14 protein-coding genes and 2 tRNA genes are annotated in these 17,053 nt (G+C 72.0%); 7 read left to right on the top strand and 9 right to left on the bottom strand.

The features are described 5' to 3' along the window. Positions 1 to 78: 78 nt before the first annotated feature. Positions 79 to 606: a peptidylprolyl isomerase gene (locus tag H180DRAFT_RS04920; RefSeq protein ID WP_055484723.1), complete on the bottom strand. Its 528-nt coding sequence runs from the start codon at positions 604 to 606 to the stop codon at positions 79 to 81. A gap of 207 nt (positions 607 to 813) precedes the next feature. On the opposite strand from H180DRAFT_RS04920, the gene H180DRAFT_RS04915 reads away from it, so the two are divergent. The 3 genes from H180DRAFT_RS04915 (at position 814) to H180DRAFT_RS04905 (ending at position 5,536) form a co-directional block, all read left to right on the top strand. Further along, entirely contained in the window at positions 814 to 1,563 is a 750-nt protein-coding gene (locus H180DRAFT_RS04915) for a DUF5324 family protein (protein WP_055484722.1), read from the top strand. 336 nt (positions 1,564 to 1,899) lie between these two features. Continuing rightward, the gene (locus H180DRAFT_RS04910) at positions 1,900 to 4,047 is read left to right on the top strand and encodes an MMPL family transporter (protein WP_055484721.1); all 2,148 of its coding nucleotides are present in this window, start codon (positions 1,900 to 1,902) and stop codon (positions 4,045 to 4,047) included. Between the two features lie 127 nt (positions 4,048 to 4,174). Further along, positions 4,175 to 5,536: a cryptochrome/photolyase family protein gene (locus H180DRAFT_RS04905; RefSeq protein ID WP_055484720.1), complete on the top strand. Its 1,362-nt coding sequence runs from the start codon at positions 4,175 to 4,177 to the stop codon at positions 5,534 to 5,536. A gap of 717 nt (positions 5,537 to 6,253) precedes the next feature. On the opposite strand, the gene H180DRAFT_RS04900 is transcribed toward H180DRAFT_RS04905, so the two are convergent. Continuing rightward, positions 6,254 to 6,326 (bottom strand) — tRNA-Ala (locus H180DRAFT_RS04900). Positions 6,327 to 6,453: 127 nt separating this feature from the next. On the opposite strand from H180DRAFT_RS04900, the gene H180DRAFT_RS04895 reads away from it, so the two are divergent. Together H180DRAFT_RS04895 and H180DRAFT_RS04890 are read left to right on the top strand one after the other, a co-directional pair. Then, positions 6,454 to 7,008 carry a helix-turn-helix domain-containing protein gene (locus H180DRAFT_RS04895; RefSeq protein WP_055484719.1) on the top strand — a complete coding sequence of 185 codons (555 nt, stop codon included), beginning with the start codon at positions 6,454 to 6,456 and terminating at the stop codon, positions 7,006 to 7,008. 62 nt (positions 7,009 to 7,070) lie between these two features. Beyond that, a complete protein-coding gene (locus H180DRAFT_RS04890; RefSeq protein WP_055484718.1) occupies positions 7,071 to 8,402 on the top strand; it encodes a serine/threonine-protein kinase in 1,332 nt (443 codons plus the stop codon). A 131-nt stretch (positions 8,403 to 8,533) separates the two neighbouring features. On the opposite strand, the gene H180DRAFT_RS04885 is transcribed toward H180DRAFT_RS04890, so the two are convergent. The 4 genes from H180DRAFT_RS04885 to H180DRAFT_RS04870 form a co-directional block, all read right to left on the bottom strand. Then, on the bottom strand, positions 8,534 to 9,949 hold the full coding sequence (locus H180DRAFT_RS04885; RefSeq protein WP_139151361.1) for a hypothetical protein: 1,416 nt from the start codon (positions 9,947 to 9,949) through the stop codon (positions 8,534 to 8,536). A 65-nt stretch (positions 9,950 to 10,014) separates the two neighbouring features. Beyond that, entirely contained in the window at positions 10,015 to 12,027 is a 2,013-nt protein-coding gene (locus tag H180DRAFT_RS04880) for a vWA domain-containing protein (RefSeq protein ID WP_055484716.1), read from the bottom strand. Between the two features lie 221 nt (positions 12,028 to 12,248). Beyond that, a complete protein-coding gene (locus tag H180DRAFT_RS04875; RefSeq protein ID WP_217628745.1) occupies positions 12,249 to 12,383 on the bottom strand; it encodes a DLW-39 family protein in 135 nt (44 codons plus the stop codon). 169 nt (positions 12,384 to 12,552) lie between these two features. After that, the gene (locus H180DRAFT_RS04870) at positions 12,553 to 12,765 is read right to left on the bottom strand and encodes a hypothetical protein (protein WP_055484715.1); all 213 of its coding nucleotides are present in this window, start codon (positions 12,763 to 12,765) and stop codon (positions 12,553 to 12,555) included. Positions 12,766 to 12,908: 143 nt separating this feature from the next. Between H180DRAFT_RS04870 and hemC the strand changes: the two genes are divergently transcribed. Continuing rightward, complete coding sequence (gene hemC / locus H180DRAFT_RS04865) at positions 12,909 to 13,964, top strand: hydroxymethylbilane synthase (RefSeq protein ID WP_074466632.1); 1,056 nt, start codon at positions 12,909 to 12,911, stop codon at positions 13,962 to 13,964. Positions 13,965 to 13,993: 29 nt separating this feature from the next. Here hemC and H180DRAFT_RS04860 read toward each other — a convergent pair whose 3' ends face one another. After that, complete coding sequence (locus tag H180DRAFT_RS04860) at positions 13,994 to 14,686, bottom strand: GAF and ANTAR domain-containing protein (protein WP_055484714.1); 693 nt, start codon at positions 14,684 to 14,686, stop codon at positions 13,994 to 13,996. A 388-nt stretch (positions 14,687 to 15,074) separates the two neighbouring features. On the opposite strand from H180DRAFT_RS04860, the gene H180DRAFT_RS04855 reads away from it, so the two are divergent. Next, positions 15,075 to 16,076 (top strand): phosphotransferase family protein, encoded by a 1,002-nt coding sequence (locus tag H180DRAFT_RS04855; RefSeq protein WP_055484713.1) that lies wholly within the window; start codon positions 15,075 to 15,077, stop codon positions 16,074 to 16,076. A gap of 179 nt (positions 16,077 to 16,255) precedes the next feature. Here the strand turns inward: H180DRAFT_RS04855 and H180DRAFT_RS04850 are convergent. Continuing rightward, positions 16,256 to 16,329, bottom strand: a tRNA-Ile gene (locus tag H180DRAFT_RS04850). A gap of 70 nt (positions 16,330 to 16,399) precedes the next feature. Continuing rightward, a complete protein-coding gene (locus H180DRAFT_RS04845) occupies positions 16,400 to 17,053 on the bottom strand; it encodes a DUF3566 domain-containing protein (RefSeq protein ID WP_055484712.1) in 654 nt (217 codons plus the stop codon).

Below are 17,053 nucleotides of genomic sequence, written 5' to 3'. Positions count from 1 at the left end.
CGGAACAGTTCCCGGCTCGGGGCGGAGGCGCGTGCCCCACGGCCCGAACGGCGGACCCTCGCCGGCGAAGCACCCGCCTCAGCGGCGCTCGATGGTGACCGACTCCAGGACGACGTCCTGCACGGGCCGGTCGGTGCGCGGGTTGGTCTGGGTGCCCGCGATGGCGTCCACGACCTTCTGGGAGGCGGCGTCCGTGACCTCGCCGAAGATGGTGTGCTTGCCGGTGAGCCAGGCGGTGGCGCCGACGGTGACGAAGAACTGCGAACCGTTCGTGCCCGGGCCGGCGTTCGCCATGGCGAGCAGGTAGGGCTTGTTGAACGCGAGGTCGGGGTGGATCTCGTCCCCGAACTCGTAACCGGGACCGCCGGTTCCGTTGCCCAGCGGGTCACCGCCCTGGATCATGAATCCGCTGATCACACGGTGGAAGACGGTGCCGTCGTAGAGCCTGTCGGTCGTCTTCTTGCCGGTCTCCGGATGGGTCCATTCACGCGAGCCCTCTGCGAGCTCGACGAAGTTCTTGACCGTCTTCGGCGCGTGGTTCGGGAAGAGCTGTACCTCGATGTCGCCGTGATTGGTCTTCAGGGTGGCGTAGAGCTGCTCGGCCACGATCTACCTTCCATCTGTCTGCGTTGACCCGTCCGATCCTGCCACGTACCCGGTCGGCCGTGAGCACGTGCGGGTGACCCGGATGCCCCCATGCAACGCGCTTGAGTGGACGCAGCCAGGCATGATCTTCGAAACGGGTGGAAAACGACACTGTGTCCCGGGGGAGGACTCGCCAGCCCGTGACACGCCACCGAGGAGGAGGTACCTGTGACCCGCATGGACACCGTGCGCGCCGCGACCGAGAACACCAAGGACAGCGTGCGGCACGCCGCGGAGGTCATGGCACCCTACGCAGAGAGTGCCAGGGACGCCGCAGTGCAGTACGCGCACGAGGCGGGTGAGCGGCTCGGACCGAAGGTCTCGTACGCCGCGCGGCAGGCCCGGACCTCGGCCCGCGACGGCTACGACCAACTCGTCGTGCCCCGTGTCGCCAAGGCCCGTAAGAACCTGCCGCCCGAACTCGACAAGGCCGCGACCAAGGCCGCCAAGCGCACCCGCCGGGCCGCCCGCAAGGCCAGCGACTACGCCGCACCGCGCATCGAGAACGCCGTCGCGGACGCCCGCAGCGCCTCGGGGCCGGTGCGGGAAGAGGCCGCGTCCCGCAGCGCCGCCGCCTTCGCCGCCCTCAAGGGGCAGGTGTCGGCCAAGGAGATCGAGAAGCTCGTGCGCAGGCGTGAGAAGCGTGCGCGCCGGGGCCGCCTGGCCAGGCGGCTCGGGCTGCTGGGCCTGATCGCGGGCGGCGCCTACGCCGCCTGGCGCTGGTGGGACAAGCAGGCCAACCCCGACTGGCTCGTCGAGCCGCCGGAGGCCACGGAGGTCGGAGACCGGGCTCCGCTGTCGTCGGTCGGCGGGGCGGCCGAGCGCCGCGCCGGTGACGGGCAGCTCGACCCCGAGGTCGAGGCGAAGGCGAAGGAGGCCAAGGACGCGGAGGCGAAGGCCAGGAAGCGCGGTCACTAGACACGGCGGTCACCAGACACGAAGGGCCGGGGAGGGCCGGTCGCGACACGCGTGCGGGCCGGCGGGCAGAGCGGATGCCCGCCGGCCCGCACGCGTCCGGTCGGGACGCCTCGGGGTACCGGTACGAGTGATGTGTACGGGGCACGGCGAGGGGCACACAGCAACAGCCAATGGGGCGGCAGCACTTGACGGGCCGGGCAGGCAGGGGCGGCCGGGGGCGGGCGGCCGGCGGTGCGTAAGCTCGCAGAACGTCGGCGGTCCTCCCCGTTCACCGATGGTCCGTCACCGCTCGGTACCCCCCACCACCGCCCAGGCCCGGCCAGCGAGGAACAACAAATGCCGTCAGCACAGCGCGCCGCACGCTGGATCACTCCGGTTCTCATGCTCGTCGTCTGGCTCGTGCTCGGCGGTCTGCTCGGCCCGTACGCCGGCAAGCTCGGTGAAGTGGCCGACAACGACCAGGCCTCGTTCCTGCCGCAGAGCGCCGAATCCACCCGTGTCATCGACGCGCAGAAGAGCTTCGATCAGGACAAGACGGTGCCGGCGGTCGTCGTCTGGACGACGCAGGAAGGGAAGATCGAGCCGCAGCAGCGAGAGGCCGCAACCCGCTCCCTCGCCGCCCTGAAGGGCAGCCACGGAATCGTCGGCACGCCCTCGCCCGCCGTCCCCAGCAAGGACGGGGAAGCGCTGCAGGGCGCCGTGCAGATCCGGGCCGACCTCGATACGGCCCTGCCCGGTGTGCTCGACGACGTACGCGACGAGGCGGAGCGCGTCCAGGGGACGAAGGCGCAGCTCACGGGGCCGGCGGCGACTCAGGCCGACCTTTCCGACGCGTTCGCCGGGATCGACGGCATCCTGCTCGTCGTCGCGCTCGTCGTCGTGCTGCTGATCCTGCTGCTGGTCTACCGGAGCGTCCTGCTGCCGCTCATCATCATCCTCGGGGCCGTCTTCGCGCTCTCCCTCGCGTCCGCCGTGGTCTACGAGCTGGCCCGGGAGGACCTCGTCAGCGTCGACGGGCAGGTGCAGGGCATCCTGTCCATCCTCGTCATCGGCGCCGCCACCGACTACGCGCTGCTGCTCTCCGCACGCTTCCGCGAGGAACTCGCCCGGCACGACGACCGCATCGCCGCCATGCGCTCCGCGCTGCGCCGCTCCTTCGGGGCGATCACGGCCAGCGCCGCCACCGTCGCGCTCGGGCTGCTCGCCCTGCTCCTGAGCGACCTGACGAACAACCAGGCGCTCGGCCCCGTCGGCGCCATCGGCATCGTCTGCGCCGTAATCAGCGCACTGACGTTCCTCCCTGCGACGCTCGTACTCGTGGGCCGGGCCGCGTACTGGCCCGCGAAGCCCCGGCACGCCACCGGACCCGACGCCGGCGAGGAAGGCGGCGCAGGCCGGGACGGCGAGAACGCCGGAGCGGGCGGTGACGCCGACGTGGCCGCCGGGCACAGCGTGTGGGCCCGTATCGCCGCCCGTGTCGACCGCATGCCGCGCCGGATCTGGGCGAGCACGCTGGTGGCGCTCGTCGCCTGCGCCGCGTTCTCCCCGCAGTTGAACGCGCAGGGCGTCCCCGTCGACGAGACCTTCGTGAAGGACGTTCCCTCCGTCACGGGGCAGCGCACCCTCAGCGAGCACTTCCCCGGCGGTTCGGGCAACCCGGCCGTCGTCGTCGCCGACGCCGGCAAGGCACGCGAGGTGACCCGCGCCGCGGCCGGCACGGACGGGGTGGCGACAGCCTCGCCGCTCACGGAGTCGGGCCGCCCGGGGCAGGGCCGGCCGGTCGTCGCCGACGGCCGGGTGCTCATCAACGCCACGCTCGAGGCGGGCGCCAACAGCGACGAGGCCAAGCAGACGGTGGAGCGCCTGCGTACGTCCGTGCACGCCGTTCCGGGAGCGGACGCCCTGGTGGGCGGCTACACGGCTCAGCAGCTGGACATCCAGACGACCGCCGAGGAAGACCGCGCGATCATCGTCCCCGTCGTGCTGCTGATCATCTTCGCGATCCTCATCGTGCTGCTGCGGGCGCTGGTCATCCCGGTGGTGCTCGTGGCCACCGTCGCTCTCAACTTCCTCGCCACGCTGGGAGTCGCGGCGCTGGTCTTCCAGCATCTCCTCGGCTTCACCGGCACCGACGCCTCCGTGCCGCTCTACGGCTTCGTCTTCCTCGTCGCACTGGGCGTGGACTACAACATCTTCCTTCTCACCCGCGTACGCGAGGAGGCCCAGCTGCACGGCACACGGGCCGGTATCCGCCGGGGCCTGACCGCCACCGGAGGCGTCATCACCTCGGCCGGCGTGGTGCTCGCCGCGACGTTCGCGGCACTGGTGGTCATCCCGCTCTCCTTCCTGGTCCAGATCGCCTTCATCGTCGCGTTCGGGGTGCTCCTGGACACGCTGGTCGTCCGCTCGCTGCTGGTGCCCGCCCTCGCGCGGGACATCGGTCCGGCGGTGTGGTGGCCGGGCGCGCTGCGCCGTCGCGGCTGAGGGGGCCGCGGGAGCGCATGGTGGGCTGAGCCGGCGCGGGACACATCAGGTCGTCCCGGGATGTTCGGGGCACCCGGACCGCACCGGCCGCACCGGCCGCACCGCAGCGCAGGAAGGACCACCGAGCATGAGCACTTCCGTAGCCCTGTTCACCGCGGATCTGCGGGTCCACGACAACCCGGTGCTGCGCGCCGCGCTCGACGGCGCGGACGAAGTCGTGCCGCTGTTCGTCCTCGACGACGGCGTACGGGCAGCCGGCTTCGACGTACCGAACCGGAGCGCGTTCCTCGCGGACAGCCTCGCCGACCTCGACGCAGCCCTGCGGGAACGCGGGGGCCGGCTGGTGCTGCGGCGCGGCGACGTCGCCGAGGAGACCTGCGCGGTCGCGTCGGAGTGCGGGGCACGGCAGGTCCATGTGGCGGGCGACGTCAGCGCCTACGCACAGCGCCGCGAGGAGCGGCTCAGGCGCCTCCTGGCGGCGGACGGCCGGGAGTTGCGCGTGCACGACGCCGTCGTCACCGCCCTTCCGCCCGGTGAGGTGACACCCCAGGACCGGGACCACTTCGCGGTCTTCACGCCCTACTTCCGGCGATGGGCGGCGGACAGGCTGCGGCCGGTGCTGCGCGCGCCCCGCACGGTGCGAGTCCCCGAAGGGCCCGGCTCCGCCGCCCTGCCCTCACGTTCGAGGGTGAAGGGGGTCTCGCCGGGCCTGGCCGCCGGCGGTGAGCGCGAGGGCCGCGCACGTTTCGAGTCGTGGCGGAAGTCGGGGATGAAGGCCTACGCCGAGAACCACGACGACCTGGCGGCGGACGCCACCTCACGGCTGTCGCCGCATCTTCACTTCGGGACGCTCTCGGCGGTGGAAGTCGTCCACAGGGCCGGGAAGCAGAGCGGCGCGGGCCCCGACGCCTTCGTACGTCAGCTGGCCTGGCGGGACTTCCACCATCAGGTCCTCGCGGCCCGTCCCCACGCCTCCCGCGAGGACTACCGGCCCCGCGGGGACAGGTGGCGGCACGACGAGGAGGAGATCGAGGCCTGGCGGGAGGGACGCACCGGCTACCCGCTCGTGGACGCGGCGATGCGGCAGCTCCTCCACGAGGGCTGGATGCACAACAGGGCGCGGATGCTGACGGCGAGCTTCCTCACCAAGACGCTCTACACGGACTGGCGGATCGGCGCGCGTCACTTCCTCGACCTGCTCGTGGACGGCGACGTGGCGAACAACCAGCTCAACTGGCAGTGGGTGGCCGGAACGGGCAACGACACCCGGCCGAACCGCGTGCTGAACCCGCTCACGCAGGCCAGGCGCTTCGACCCGCACGGGGACTACGTCCGCCGCTGGGTTCCCGAACTCGCCGGTGTCGAAGGGCCCGCCGTGCACCAGCCGTGGAAACTGCCCGCACGGGCGCGGGCGGAGCTGGACTATCCCGAGCCGCTGGTGGACCTGTCGGACGGTGCGGAACGCTTCCTGCGGGCACGGAATCGCTGACCGTGCTCAGACCGACGGTGCACGGACCGACGGTGCAGAGGCTGACGGTGCACGGACCGACGGTGCTCAGACGTACGGGGTCGCTGCTCGCGGTGGCGCAGCGGGGAGGCGGGGCCGCACCTCGTGGCGGCTTCGCCGGGCCGGGTTTCGCGCGGGCGGCTTCGCGGGGCCGGGTTTGGCGCCGGTGCTTCGCTCCGGTGACTTCGCGCGGGTGAAGGTGAGGGCTCCCCACCGGTCGTTGCGTGTGACGTACCGCACGGTGGCCCGCGACCGTACGTCCGTCCCTCCGGGCGGGCAACGCACCGGTGACACACGCCCGGTGAACGCCGCCGGTGTCCCGGCACAGTTCGCGCTTGCGGCGGTCCGTGAGGCCACGAGCCGGGGCAGGACCGGGCCGCGCACTCCACGGACAGAGCCCCTGGCGGGGGTGTGCCCCACGGCGAGGGTGTGCCTCCACGGCGGGGGTGCGGGTGGCGAAGCCCCCGCCCCGCGCGGCGCCAGACCGCGCAAAAACAACGAAGGCGACCCGGCCCGCGCACTCCGCGGGCACATTCGCCCTCGCACTCGTAGGCCTGACGCCACACAACCCGAACACCCGCAAACCCAAGGGGGGTGCGGGTGGCGAAGCCCCCGCCCCGCGCGGCGCCAGACCGCGCAAAAACAACGAAGGCGACCCGGCCCGCGCTCTCCGCGGGCACACGTCGCCTGTCGCCTTCGTGGAGCCTAGGGGAGTCGAACCCCTGACATCTGCCATGCAAAGACAGCGCTCTACCAACTGAGCTAAGGCCCCGCGCGCACAAGGGTACCGGCTCCCCGGAGCGAATTCCGACCGGGTATCGCCGGGCGTCCTCCCCCCTCCGTAGGATGCTCCGCAAGTTCGCGTCAGCGAAGCGCCAGGGGAGTCCAGGGGAGACGTGATGGACGCAGCACAGCAGGAATCCACTGCCAGAGCGCGTGAGCTGCAAAGTCAGTGGTACGGCGAGCCGCTGGGTACTCTCTTCCGCCGGCTCATCGACGATCTCGGCCTGAACCAGGCCCGGCTGGCCACCGTGCTGGGACTGTCGGCGCCCATGCTGTCGCAGCTGATGAGCGGCCAGCGCGCGAAGATCGGCAATCCTGCCGTCGTGCAGCGCGTCCAGGCCCTTCAGGAGCTCGCCGCCGAGGTCGCGCGGGGGGACGTGAGCGCGGCCGATGCGACGCAGCGGATGGAGGAGATCCGGCGCAGCGCGGGCGGCAGCGTCCTCAACAGCCAGGCGCAGGCGGGCTCTTCGGGCGCGGCTTCGCAGACTCCGGTGAAGCGGGTTGTGCGTGAGATCCAGGCTCTGCTGCGTTCCGTCTCCGACGCGGCGGACATCCTCGACGCTTCCTCCGCCCTCGCCTCCACGCATCCGGAGCTGGCAGAGTTCCTCCGGGTGTACGGGGCGGGGCGCACCTCGGACGCCGTCAAGCACTACGAGTCGCATCAGAGCTGACCCGCGCGGCAGAGGGGCGGCGCGCGTGAAGCACGGGCAGAGGCACAGGGGGACACGGCGTCATGGGTGAGGTCTTCGCCGGGCGGTACGAGCTGGCCGACCCGATCGGGCGCGGCGGGGCAGGCGCGGTGTGGCGCGCCTGGGACCGGCGCCGCAGGCGGTACGTCGCCGCCAAGGTGCTCCAGCAGAGCGACGCCCATTCCCTGCTGCGGTTCGTACGCGAACAGGCCCTGCGGATCGACCATCCGCACGTGCTGGCACCGGCCAGCTGGGCTGCCGACGACGACAAGGTCCTGTTCACGATGGATCTCGTCGCGGGAGGGTCGCTGTCCCATCTCATCGGCGACTACGGCCCGTTGCCGCCGGGGTTCGTGTGCACGCTGCTGGACCAGCTCCTCGCGGGGCTGGCGGCGGTGCACGCCGAGGACGTGGTGCACCGCGACATCAAGCCCGCCAACATTCTGCTGGAGCCCACCGGCAGGGGCCGCCCCCATCTGCGCCTGTCGGACTTCGGCATCTCCATGCGCAAGGGTGAGCCGAGGCTCACGGAGACCGATTTCGTGGTGGGCACGCCGGGTTACTTCGCGCCGGAGCAACTGATGGGCGCGGAACCGGACTTCACTGCCGACCTGTATGCGGTGGGGCTCGTCGGGCTGTACCTGCTGACGGGGCGGAAGCCCGACTCGATGGAGATGGTGGCGCGTTACGAGCAGGGCGTGCCGCCCGCGCCGGAGCGGGTGCCGGAGCCGCTGTGGCAGGTGCTGGGGCAGCTCCTCCAGCCCGACCCGCGGCATCGTTTCCGTACTGCGACGGGCGTGCGCAAGGCCCTCGCGAGCGCGGCGGAGCTGCTCGCTCCCGACGCGACGGCCGAGCAGGAGGTCGTGGAGGTCTTCGACCAACTCGGGCCGCTGCCGGAGGGCTTCGGGCCGGACGGACCGTCGCCGGGCGGCGGTGCGGCGCATGCCGTCGGCGGCGCCGCGGCCAACCCGGCGGGCCCCGGCGGCACTTCGGACTCTCCCGCGGCTCCGGCGCAGGCGGCGGCCGCGGTTTCTCCGTCGGCCACCGGCAGTTTCCATCTCGCGCCGCCGCAGGGCGCGTCCGGGGCTCCGGACCAGGCCGTCATGCCGCCGGCTCCGGCCCATGCGCCCACGCAGCCGCCCTCACCGGCAGCGTCCGCACATCCTCTGGCGGCCCCTTACGGCAACGCTTCCGTGCCCTTCGGTGCGGTGCCGCAGCAGACGGCGAGTGCGGCCCCGCTCGGGCGGGCTGCCGCTGCGGTGCCGGCCGGTGCGGCCGCGCGCAGGCCGGGACCGCCCCCGAAAGTGGCGATCCCGGTCCTTGCCGTCGCGCTGATCTGTCTGGCGGTCGGCGTCTGGGCGCTGCTCGCCGCCTGACATCCCTCGGGGCATCCCTGGCGCTGGACCTGACCCTGGCGCCGGCCAGGAGCGCGCTCCTGGCCAGGGACGAGGCCATGGGCGAGCCCCTGTGCAGGGCCCTCGTCCTGCACAGGACCCTGGCTCTCGTCCTACCCAGGACCCTGGCCCTGGCCGGGCGCGTGTCCCTGGTCCTGCTGCCGCGGCCGGAGCGGCACCGTCCCCGAGTGCCCGCCCTGACCGGGGAACCCGCCGGGCGCCCCGGGTGCCGGCGGCACGGCGCCGGCACCCGCGGCCGGGCGCCGCCGCGCCGCCAGCGTCCACACCGCCAGCAGGAGGATCAGCACGGCACCGGTGCCGATGCCCGCGTACGCCACGAGCCGGAAAGTGCCGCTGCGCTGCGCATCCGCCGCGCTCTGGCCCTTCTCCGCCTGTTCCTTGTCGTCCTCGCCGACACCGAAGCCGGCGGCCCGGGCGTCCCCCGCGTAACGGGGGCCGTCCTGGGCCTTGCCGGTGACGTCGACGCGCAACGTGAGCGGCGCGGTCGACTTGAAGTACCGGGACAGCTGCGGGGAGACCGTCACCGCCAGATAGTGCCAGCCGGCCACGCACGGCGTGTTCCCTGAGTAGGCGAAGCGGCGCCCGTAGTCCACAGGCTGTGTGTAGACCGCGGCCTGCGCCGACTTGTCCGGGGTGTACGGGACGAACCGGTCCTCGTCGAACTGCCCCCGCGCCGGGTTGTAGGCCGTGACCCCGAGCCCGTCGTAGATCGTCGGCGGGTACTCTCCGGGCGAACCCGAACTGCCCAGCTCCACGGCCGCGTTCAGGCGCTGCCCCCAGTCGACGGGCACCCGGTAGAAGCGGGTCTCACCGGGCCGTACGCGGTCCTTCCACAGCCCCTTCGAGACGGCGCCGGCGTCGTTGAAGCCGCTGCCGCCGTGGGCACGCTTCTTCTCGTCGCCGGTGACGGGCTGCGGCGTCTCCTCCGAGCGCCCCGTGCCGGTGTCCGGGGCGCTCGGCAGGGCGTCGGGCCCGCCCTTCAGGCCGGGTTCCGCCATGAAGCGGATCTCCAGCGGCCAGCGCGCCGGATCGGAGGTCGCCGGGCCCTCCCGCTCCACGGAGAAGAGATAGGGACCGGCCTTCTGGCACTGGTCGTTGGCGCCGATGATGCGCGTCGCGTAGTCCGCGATCGGGTACGCCGCGCCCTCGGCGCTGAACCGCGGCTGGGTGGCGCCGTTGCAGGCACTTCCGTCGACGTTCTCCAGCCCGATCTTCAGTCCCTCGCCGACGTCCTTCACGCGTGCACCGGGTCGGGGCGCGGCGACCGCGGAGATGAAGGCACTGGATTTCGCGTCCAGTTCGACGCGGTAGTACCTCTTCTCGCCCCGGCCTATGGAGTCGGTGTACGTCGCCGGTTCGATCTCGGGCGCGTCGCCGCTGCCGGCCGTGCCCTTGATCTTCTTGGCGTCGTCGGCCTGCCGGTACGCCGGGATGTCCCCGCTGCCGTCCGAGGGGGCGGCCGCCGCCCGGCCGGGCAGCACCGCCGGCAGGCAGAGTGTCGCGGTCAAGGCCGCCGCCAGGGCGGCCGCCCTCCGCCTCGTGCCGGTACCGCTCATGCGTCCTGTACGCCGCGTCACCACGCGTCCCCCCTCATCGTGCCCGTCCTCTCCTGTCCGCCGCCGTTTGCGGTCGCGCGCCGCGAGGTGACGAACCACCCGGCGAGACCGGCCAGAAGCAGCAGCCCCACGCCGCCGGAGACCGCCGCCACGACCGGCGCTCCGCCTGATTCCGTACCGTCCTTCGCGGCACCGTCCTCCCCGCGGGCCTTGCCGCCGGACGCCGGGTCCGCCGGAGAGGCCTTCAGCGCCGGGGCGTTGTGCTGCGGTCCCGCCTTGGCCTCGCCCTTGACGTCGACGCGGAGCGTCACCCCGATGTCGGGATTCTCCGCGATGCGCGCCGCGCCGGCGCCGAGCGTGACCGCGATGTAGTAGTCGCCGTCGGTGTGGACGGGGACCACGTGTGCACCGCTCTCGAAGCGGTTGGTCCATGAGACCGGCACCGTGCCGCCCGAGACCTTGCCCGGATCACCGTCGTAGGACGACCGGGTGGTCAGCCGGCCCGCACCGCTGACGGGCTGCCGGTGGGGCGTGTAGGTGTCGGTGCGGCCGTAGGAGAACTCCGTGTTGTGCTCCTTCACCGTCGGCTCGTTGCTGAACTCCACGTCGTAGCGGAGCTGTTGTCCCCAGCCGACCGGCACGCGGTACCACAGCGTCTGCGACGGCAGCACCTTGTCCCGCCAGACGCCCTTGCCGATCCTGGCCGCGTCGTTGAAACCCGTGCCGCCGCTGACCCTTTTCGCGCTTCCCCGGGGGAGCTTCGCGTCCTGTCCGCCCGCGCCGTGGTCGGGCTCCGACTGCGCGGGCGTGGTGCCCTTCTTCAGCGGCTTGTCCACCGAGTACGTCAGCTCCAGCGGCCAGCGCGCGCCGCCGGTGCCGTCTCCGTCGTCTTCGCCGTCGCTGTCGCCGCTGACCCGCTCCACCGACAGCAGATGGCGTCCCGGCCCACGGTCGCACCGCCCGGTCGACCCGGCGCTGCCGGGGATGCGGCTGACCCCGGCGACCAGCGGCACCCCGCCCTCGTCCTGGCCGAAGCGCTCGGTACTCGACGCGCAGCTGCTCCGGGACGGCCCCGGTGCGGTCAACTCGACGTGCAGGCCGTCCAGTTCGTCGACCCTGGAACCGGGCTCGGGCACGGCGGTTGCGGCGAAGCCGGCAGTGCTGACGCCGTCCATCCGCACCGCGTACCAGCGCTTCTCACCGGGACCGATGGTGTCCAGGTACTGACCGGAGGCGCTGCCGAGTCCGGCGGCCTCACCCGGTGCCGATCCGCCCTCGGCCTTCTTGCCCTTGAGGCGGTACCCGTCCACCGAGAGCCGCCCCGCACGCTGCAACTGACGGGCGAGAGCGTCGGCGTCCGGTGCGTCGTAGTAGGCCCCGTTGCCCGCGCGTGCCACGCACTCCAGCTGCTCGCGGGCCTTGCCGCGCACCTTGAAACCGATCGCGTCGATCCGCAGGCCGATGCCCTGCTTGCCCAACTCCTGTGCCACCTCGCACGGTTCGGGGTCGCCGCAGTTGTCCTCTCCGTCCGAGATCAGCACGATGGTGCGCCGCCCCGTCGCACTGCCGGAAGGTCCGGGGAGGTCCTCGGCGGCTTTGCGGAGCGAATGACCGATGGGGGTGTCCCCCTTGGGCCGCACCTTCGCCACCGCGTCCTTGATCCCGGCCCGGTCCAGCGGACGCACGGGCTGGGCGAGCCGGGAGTCCGTGCAGCCCTTCTGCTTCTGCGAACCGTAGAGCCGCAGGCCCGTCGGATAGCCGTCCGGCAGGCTGTCGACGACGGTGCCGACGGCCTTGCGCGCGGAGGCGATGCGGGTGCTTCCCGAGGCGTCCCGCTTCGCCATCGACCCCGACGAATCCAGCAGCATCACCATGGAACCGTTGCCGTCTGCAACGGTTGCAACTGCATCCGGTGACGCAGTTGCCGGCGGAGCGGCGACGGCGAGGGCGAGCACCACGCCGATCGCCGGGCCGCCCATCGCCAGGGCCTTCGCGCGCCGCGTCCGGCCGGCGCCCCACCGTGCTCCCATGTGTCCCCCGACCCCCTCGCACGCGGACGCGCGCTCCATGTCTTTGCGCGAGACACTATTGCTTTGCTTAAGCACACTGCAAGGGGTGGTCCGTCACAGAACTGCAACGCCGCCCGGCTCCGCCCCCTTCGGCGGCCCCGTCCCGCTCCCGCCGTGACGCGCACACACGAAGGGCCCCGACCGCCTGAGCGATCGGGGCCCCTCTGCACGAAGTCTTGGGTTCACACATCCGAACCTGCGGGCACGGAGTCGGTCGCCTCCGTCCACAGATCCTGCTCGGCGCGGTCCGCCTGGATCTGGCGGTACACGAGGAGCCCGCCGATGGCGGCCAGTGCGACCAGGAGAAGCTTCTTCACCGCGCTACCTCGTCCTTCTGAGAGACGTTGGGACCATCTGGCGGCCGATGATACCCAACCGGCTCCCGCCACCGCGGAGTCCGCCCCGGCGGAGGGGCGATCTCCCTCCGGCGCTCGGGACGTCCGCCCACGGACCGGCGCCACGCGTGAACTCAGCGCGACGAAGGCGTCATTCCCACACGTCGGCCTTCCCGCCCCGCCATTCGATCAGCGCGGGGTCGTCGAGCCGCACCTGGTCGGGGTCGAGCCCCGCCTCGCGCAGGATCCCGACCAGGTCCGCGATGCCGCGGGCGAATCCGAGATCCTCCCCGTCGACTCGGTCAGCGGTTACACGGCGCCCGCCCATCGGTGCGGGCGGATGCACGACGATCGACGCAGTCATAGCCAAAAGAGTGCGACGGTTCCGCAGCCGCCGCATCTCGAACCGGTCACTCATGGTGTGCACTCCAACACAAAAAGCCATAAGGGCCGATGGCGGTGCCCGGCGCCCTACGTTGAGAGCCGACCCCCGAGAGGACCGCCACCGTGACCGACGTCCCCGCCCCGTCCGGCTCTCCCGGCTTCCCCGGCCGGCCGCTGCTGATCGGCACACGCAGCTCGCCCATGGCGCTCATTCAGGCCGGCCACGTCGCGGACCGCCTCCGGCGAGCCGTTCCGGGCCTGATCACACGTACCGTGCCGACCACCACGTCCGGTGACACCTGGCCCGGCTCGCTCACGCAGGCCGGCGGCAAAGGCATGTTCGTCAGGGCCATCGACCGGCAACTGCAGCGGGGCGAGATCGATGTGGCCGTCCACTGCCTCAAGGACGTCCCGGGGGACCAGCCCCTGCCGGAGGGACTCGTCATCGCCGCGACGCCTCCCCGCGCCGATGTGCACGACGTGCTGCTCGTGCCCGCCGGCTCACCGGTGACCTCCCTCGCGGACCTCCCCGACGGTGCCGCCGTCGCCACGAGCGCCGTACGCCGCAGGGCCCAACTCCTCACGCTGCGGCCCGATCTGCGCATGGTGGACGTCCGGGGCACGGTCGCCACACGGCTGGAGAAGCTGGACGGGCTGCGCGGCGGCCTCGAAGCGGACGCGATGGTGCTGGCGGAAGCGGGACTCGAACGGCTCGGGCTCACCGGCCGCATCCGCTGCCGCCTCCCGCTCGACGAAGTCCTGCCGGCGGCCGGCGCGGGCGTGCTGGCGCTGCACTGCCGCCGGGAGGACGAGGACGTCGCCGCACTGCTCAGCCGCATCGACGACCCGCGTACGCACGCGGAAGCGACAGCCGAACGCTCGGTGCTCAGCGGCCTGCGCGGCCACTGCAACTCACCCGTCGCCGCGCACTGCGTAACCGCGGAGAACGGCCGACTCAGCCTGCGCGCAAGAGTCTTCACCCTCGACGGCACACGCACCGTCCGCGCCCACCAGGACGCCCCCTCCGCCGCGCATGCGGCCGGTCTGGGTGCACGCGTCTGCGCCGAACTGCTCCGCCAGGGCGCCCGCTCCGTCATCGACAGTGCGTCGCCCGGCGGGGCGGCCACCGCAGACGGGGGCGACGACAAAGACAAGGGGGACGGGCCCCGCGGCCACTGAGACTCCCCCGCGCGCGCCCCGGGCGGGTCTCACGGATCGATGCTGCCGCTTTCGCAGACGTCCCGGGCGATCTCGTAGAGCTTGATGTTGCGCTCCTGGGACAGTTTGCGGAGTACGCCGAAGGCTTCGTCCTGGCTGAGACCGTGGCGTTCGATGATCATTCCCATGGCTTCGCCGATCGTGTGCCGGGTGCTCAGGGCCCGGTGGAGCTGTTCGGCGTTGCGTGCGCTCGAGAAGGCGACCGCAGCGTGGGAAGCAAGGAGCAGGCCTGCGTTCTCACTCACGGTCGTGAAGGCGCCGTTGCTGCGTGAGTAGAGGTTGAGGGCGCCGAGCTCCTCGTGTTCGGTGTAGAGCAGGAACCCCATCATGCTGCCGATGCCGAGTCGGCGGGCTTCGGGCGCATAGTGCGGCCACCGGTCCTGATACGCGGTCAAGTCCGCGATCCGGTAGACGCGCTCGGTGTTCCCGGGCTCGGCCGCGTCGAAGCAGGGCCCCTCTTCCATACGTTCCTGCAGTTCGTGACTGAGCACCACGAGACTGCCCGTGGGAGCCAGCGTGTGAACCCGTGCGCCCTTGCGGATCAGGATCCCTGCGGCGTCACACCCTTCGATGATCTCCGTCGCCGAAGCCGTGATCCGCTCGAGTGTCGTGTCGACGGAACCCTGCTCCAGGAGGTCCCGCGCCATCGCCCCCATATGGGCGGCGAACCGCTCCCAGTCCATCCCTGCACCCTTCCCCTCAGCACGCCGGCGGAGCCGAGACTCTCGAACTCCTTCCATCAGACAAGATAATCGGGCCTTATACCTGGCTCCACTGCCGCGACTCCGCCCCACAGCGGGACCGCACAAGGAGCGGGACAGGTCGTCCGGGGTGCGCGAAGCACCTCGCGCGGCGACGACGCCGCAGGCGCCCCGGCCGAGAAGCAACATCCGAACCCTCAACGGGCGGGGGCGAATCCGGCACCCATGCCCTCCGCGGAAAGACGCCGTGCGGGCATCGGCGCCGGCCACGGTCCGACTCGTGCCGGTGGAGTCTCCGACCGGGCAGCGCGGCCGTCGCCCCCGGCCAAAGCCTTTGCGCGGGGCGGTGTCCGGATGATGGCGTAGCAGGGTGACGAACCACGATGGTGCCGCGGCGGTCCGGCCGTCGACCCTGGCCTGGGTGAGCCGGCACCTGGACGCCGGCGAACGGATCGTCGAAGCCGAGGCACTGCACGGCGGCATCACCGCCGAGATGCGGCGGCTGACCATCGGCACGCGGGACGGCTTCACCCGCGACCTGGTGCTGCGGAGCTTCGTCGACCCGTTGGTCGTGGAGCGCGCTGAGGACTCGCTGAACAGGGAGGCCGGCGCGCTGACCCTGCTCACCGGGACCGCCGTGCCGGCTCCCGGACTGGTCGCGGTCGATCCGACCGCCGCGCACTGCGAATATCCGTCTCTGCTGATGACACATCTGGCGGGCCGGACGGTCCTCGACGACGAGGGACTGCAGGCGCGTGTCCCTGTGCTGGCCCGTCAACTCGTGGCGATCCACGCATTGCGGCCCTCGCCCGAACCCTCGGCTCCGCTCGCGCAGGGCAGGCCCCACTGGCAGCCCCAGGAGTATGCGGCGTTGACGACCGCCGACACAGTCGTGATTCCGAAGGACGCCGACGCGGCGGCATGGGCGGCTGCGATCGACGTGATCCGCAAGCCCCCGCCGCCCTACGAAGGGCGGCTTCTGCACCGGGACTTCCACCCCGGCAACGTGCTGTTCGACAGGGCGCCCCAAAGCCCCGCAGGTCCCCGGATCACCGGCGTCGTCGACTGGGCAGGAACCTGCTGGGGGCCGGCGGACCTCGATGCCGCGCACTGCTCCACGAATCTCGCGCTGCTGCACGGCCCCGCATGGGGCCTGCGGTTCGCACAGGCGTATGAGGAGGCCGGCGGGGTGCTGGCCGCCTCCGCGAGCGAACGGCTGTACTGGCAGGTGCGGGACGGGCTGGCGTTCTCGGAAGAAGTGCAGCAGGTGGCGCAGCCATGGCGGGACGCGGGGAGGACGGAGCTGACGACGCGAGTCGTGGAGCAGCGACTGGACGCCTACGTCACCGCCCTGATGGACGCGGCGGGCTGAGCCGGGCGGCGGCCCGGGGGCCGGCGGCCCCGCCTGCCACGTAGTGCGCGGGCTCTCGATGTCCGCCGCGCCCGGGACGATCCACTCGCGGGCTGATCGCGTCGGCTGATCTCGCCGTCGGTGTCAGTCGTGGACATCAAAAGGCCCGTCACTCACATGAGTAACGGGCCTTTTCGCGGTGGGGCTAACAGGACTTGAACCTGTGGCCTCATCCTTATCAGGGATGCGCTCTAACCATCTGAGCTATAGCCCCGCGCTGCACCCGAAAGGTTAGCGCACTTCATCCACGTGCCCAAATCCGTTCAGGGGCCTGATACTGCTGCTCATTCGTCCTCGGCGAGGGTGACCTCGACACCGCCCACGAAGCCCGCCGACAGGTTGTAGATGAAGGCACCCAGCGTCGCCAGAGCCGTGGCCAGGACCACGTCGATGACAGCGACCACCGTCGTGAACAGCAGCACACGCGGCAGCGACAGGAACGCCTCCAGATCGAAGCCGCCGTCGCCGGACTGCGTCGCCTGACTGACCGTGCCGGAGATGGCGGAGAAGACGCCCATGGCGTTCATCACCATCCACAGCACCGCCACCGCCACGACGGTGCACACACCCAGCGCTATCGACAGCAGGAAGCTGACCTTCATCACGGACCACGGGTCGGCCTTGGCCACGCGCAGCCTCGCCTTGCGCGTGCGCGGCACCGTACGGGCTCCGGTCCGGGGTTTGCGCACGGCGCTCGCCGCGCCCGGACCGACGCCCGGGCCGGTTCCGGTCTCCGTGGCGGTGCCCGCACCGTACTGGTGCCCACCGGCAGCCGGCCCCGCGGTCGCGCCAGCCGACGGCGGGGTCACCGGCGGAGCCGGGTACGCCTGCGGCGGACGGTGCGGCTGGGCCTGAGGCAGGGGCTGCGCCTCCTGAGGCGGCTGCTGTCGCGGCTCGGCCTCCTGGTGCGCACGGGGCTGCGGCTGAGCACCACTCAC

The sequence above is a fragment of the Streptomyces sp. WMMB 322 genome (assembly GCF_900090145.1).
Lineage (GTDB): Bacteria > Actinomycetota > Actinomycetes > Streptomycetales > Streptomycetaceae > Streptomyces.
The sequence above is the reverse complement of the archived record's forward strand: the minus strand, read 5'-3'. Positions and strand labels throughout refer to the sequence as shown.

What these genes read in the sequence shown, in the direction of transcription:
- H180DRAFT_RS04910 (WP_055484721.1), top strand. Translation starts at nt 1,900, where the DNA reads ATGCCGTCAGCACAGCGCGCCGCACGCTGGATCACTCCGGTTCTCATG.
- H180DRAFT_RS04905 (WP_055484720.1), top strand. Translation starts at nt 4,175, where the DNA reads ATGAGCACTTCCGTAGCCCTGTTCACCGCGGATCTGCGGGTCCACGAC.
- H180DRAFT_RS04895 (WP_055484719.1), top strand. Translation starts at nt 6,454, where the DNA reads ATGGACGCAGCACAGCAGGAATCCACTGCCAGAGCGCGTGAGCTGCAA.
- H180DRAFT_RS04890 (WP_055484718.1), top strand. Translation starts at nt 7,071, where the DNA reads ATGGGTGAGGTCTTCGCCGGGCGGTACGAGCTGGCCGACCCGATCGGG.
- H180DRAFT_RS04880 (WP_055484716.1), bottom strand. Translation starts at nt 12,027, where the DNA reads ATGGGAGCACGGTGGGGCGCCGGCCGGACGCGGCGCGCGAAGGCCCTG.
- H180DRAFT_RS04870 (WP_055484715.1), bottom strand. Translation starts at nt 12,765, where the DNA reads ATGACTGCGTCGATCGTCGTGCATCCGCCCGCACCGATGGGCGGGCGC.
- H180DRAFT_RS04860 (WP_055484714.1), bottom strand. Translation starts at nt 14,686, where the DNA reads ATGGACTGGGAGCGGTTCGCCGCCCATATGGGGGCGATGGCGCGGGAC.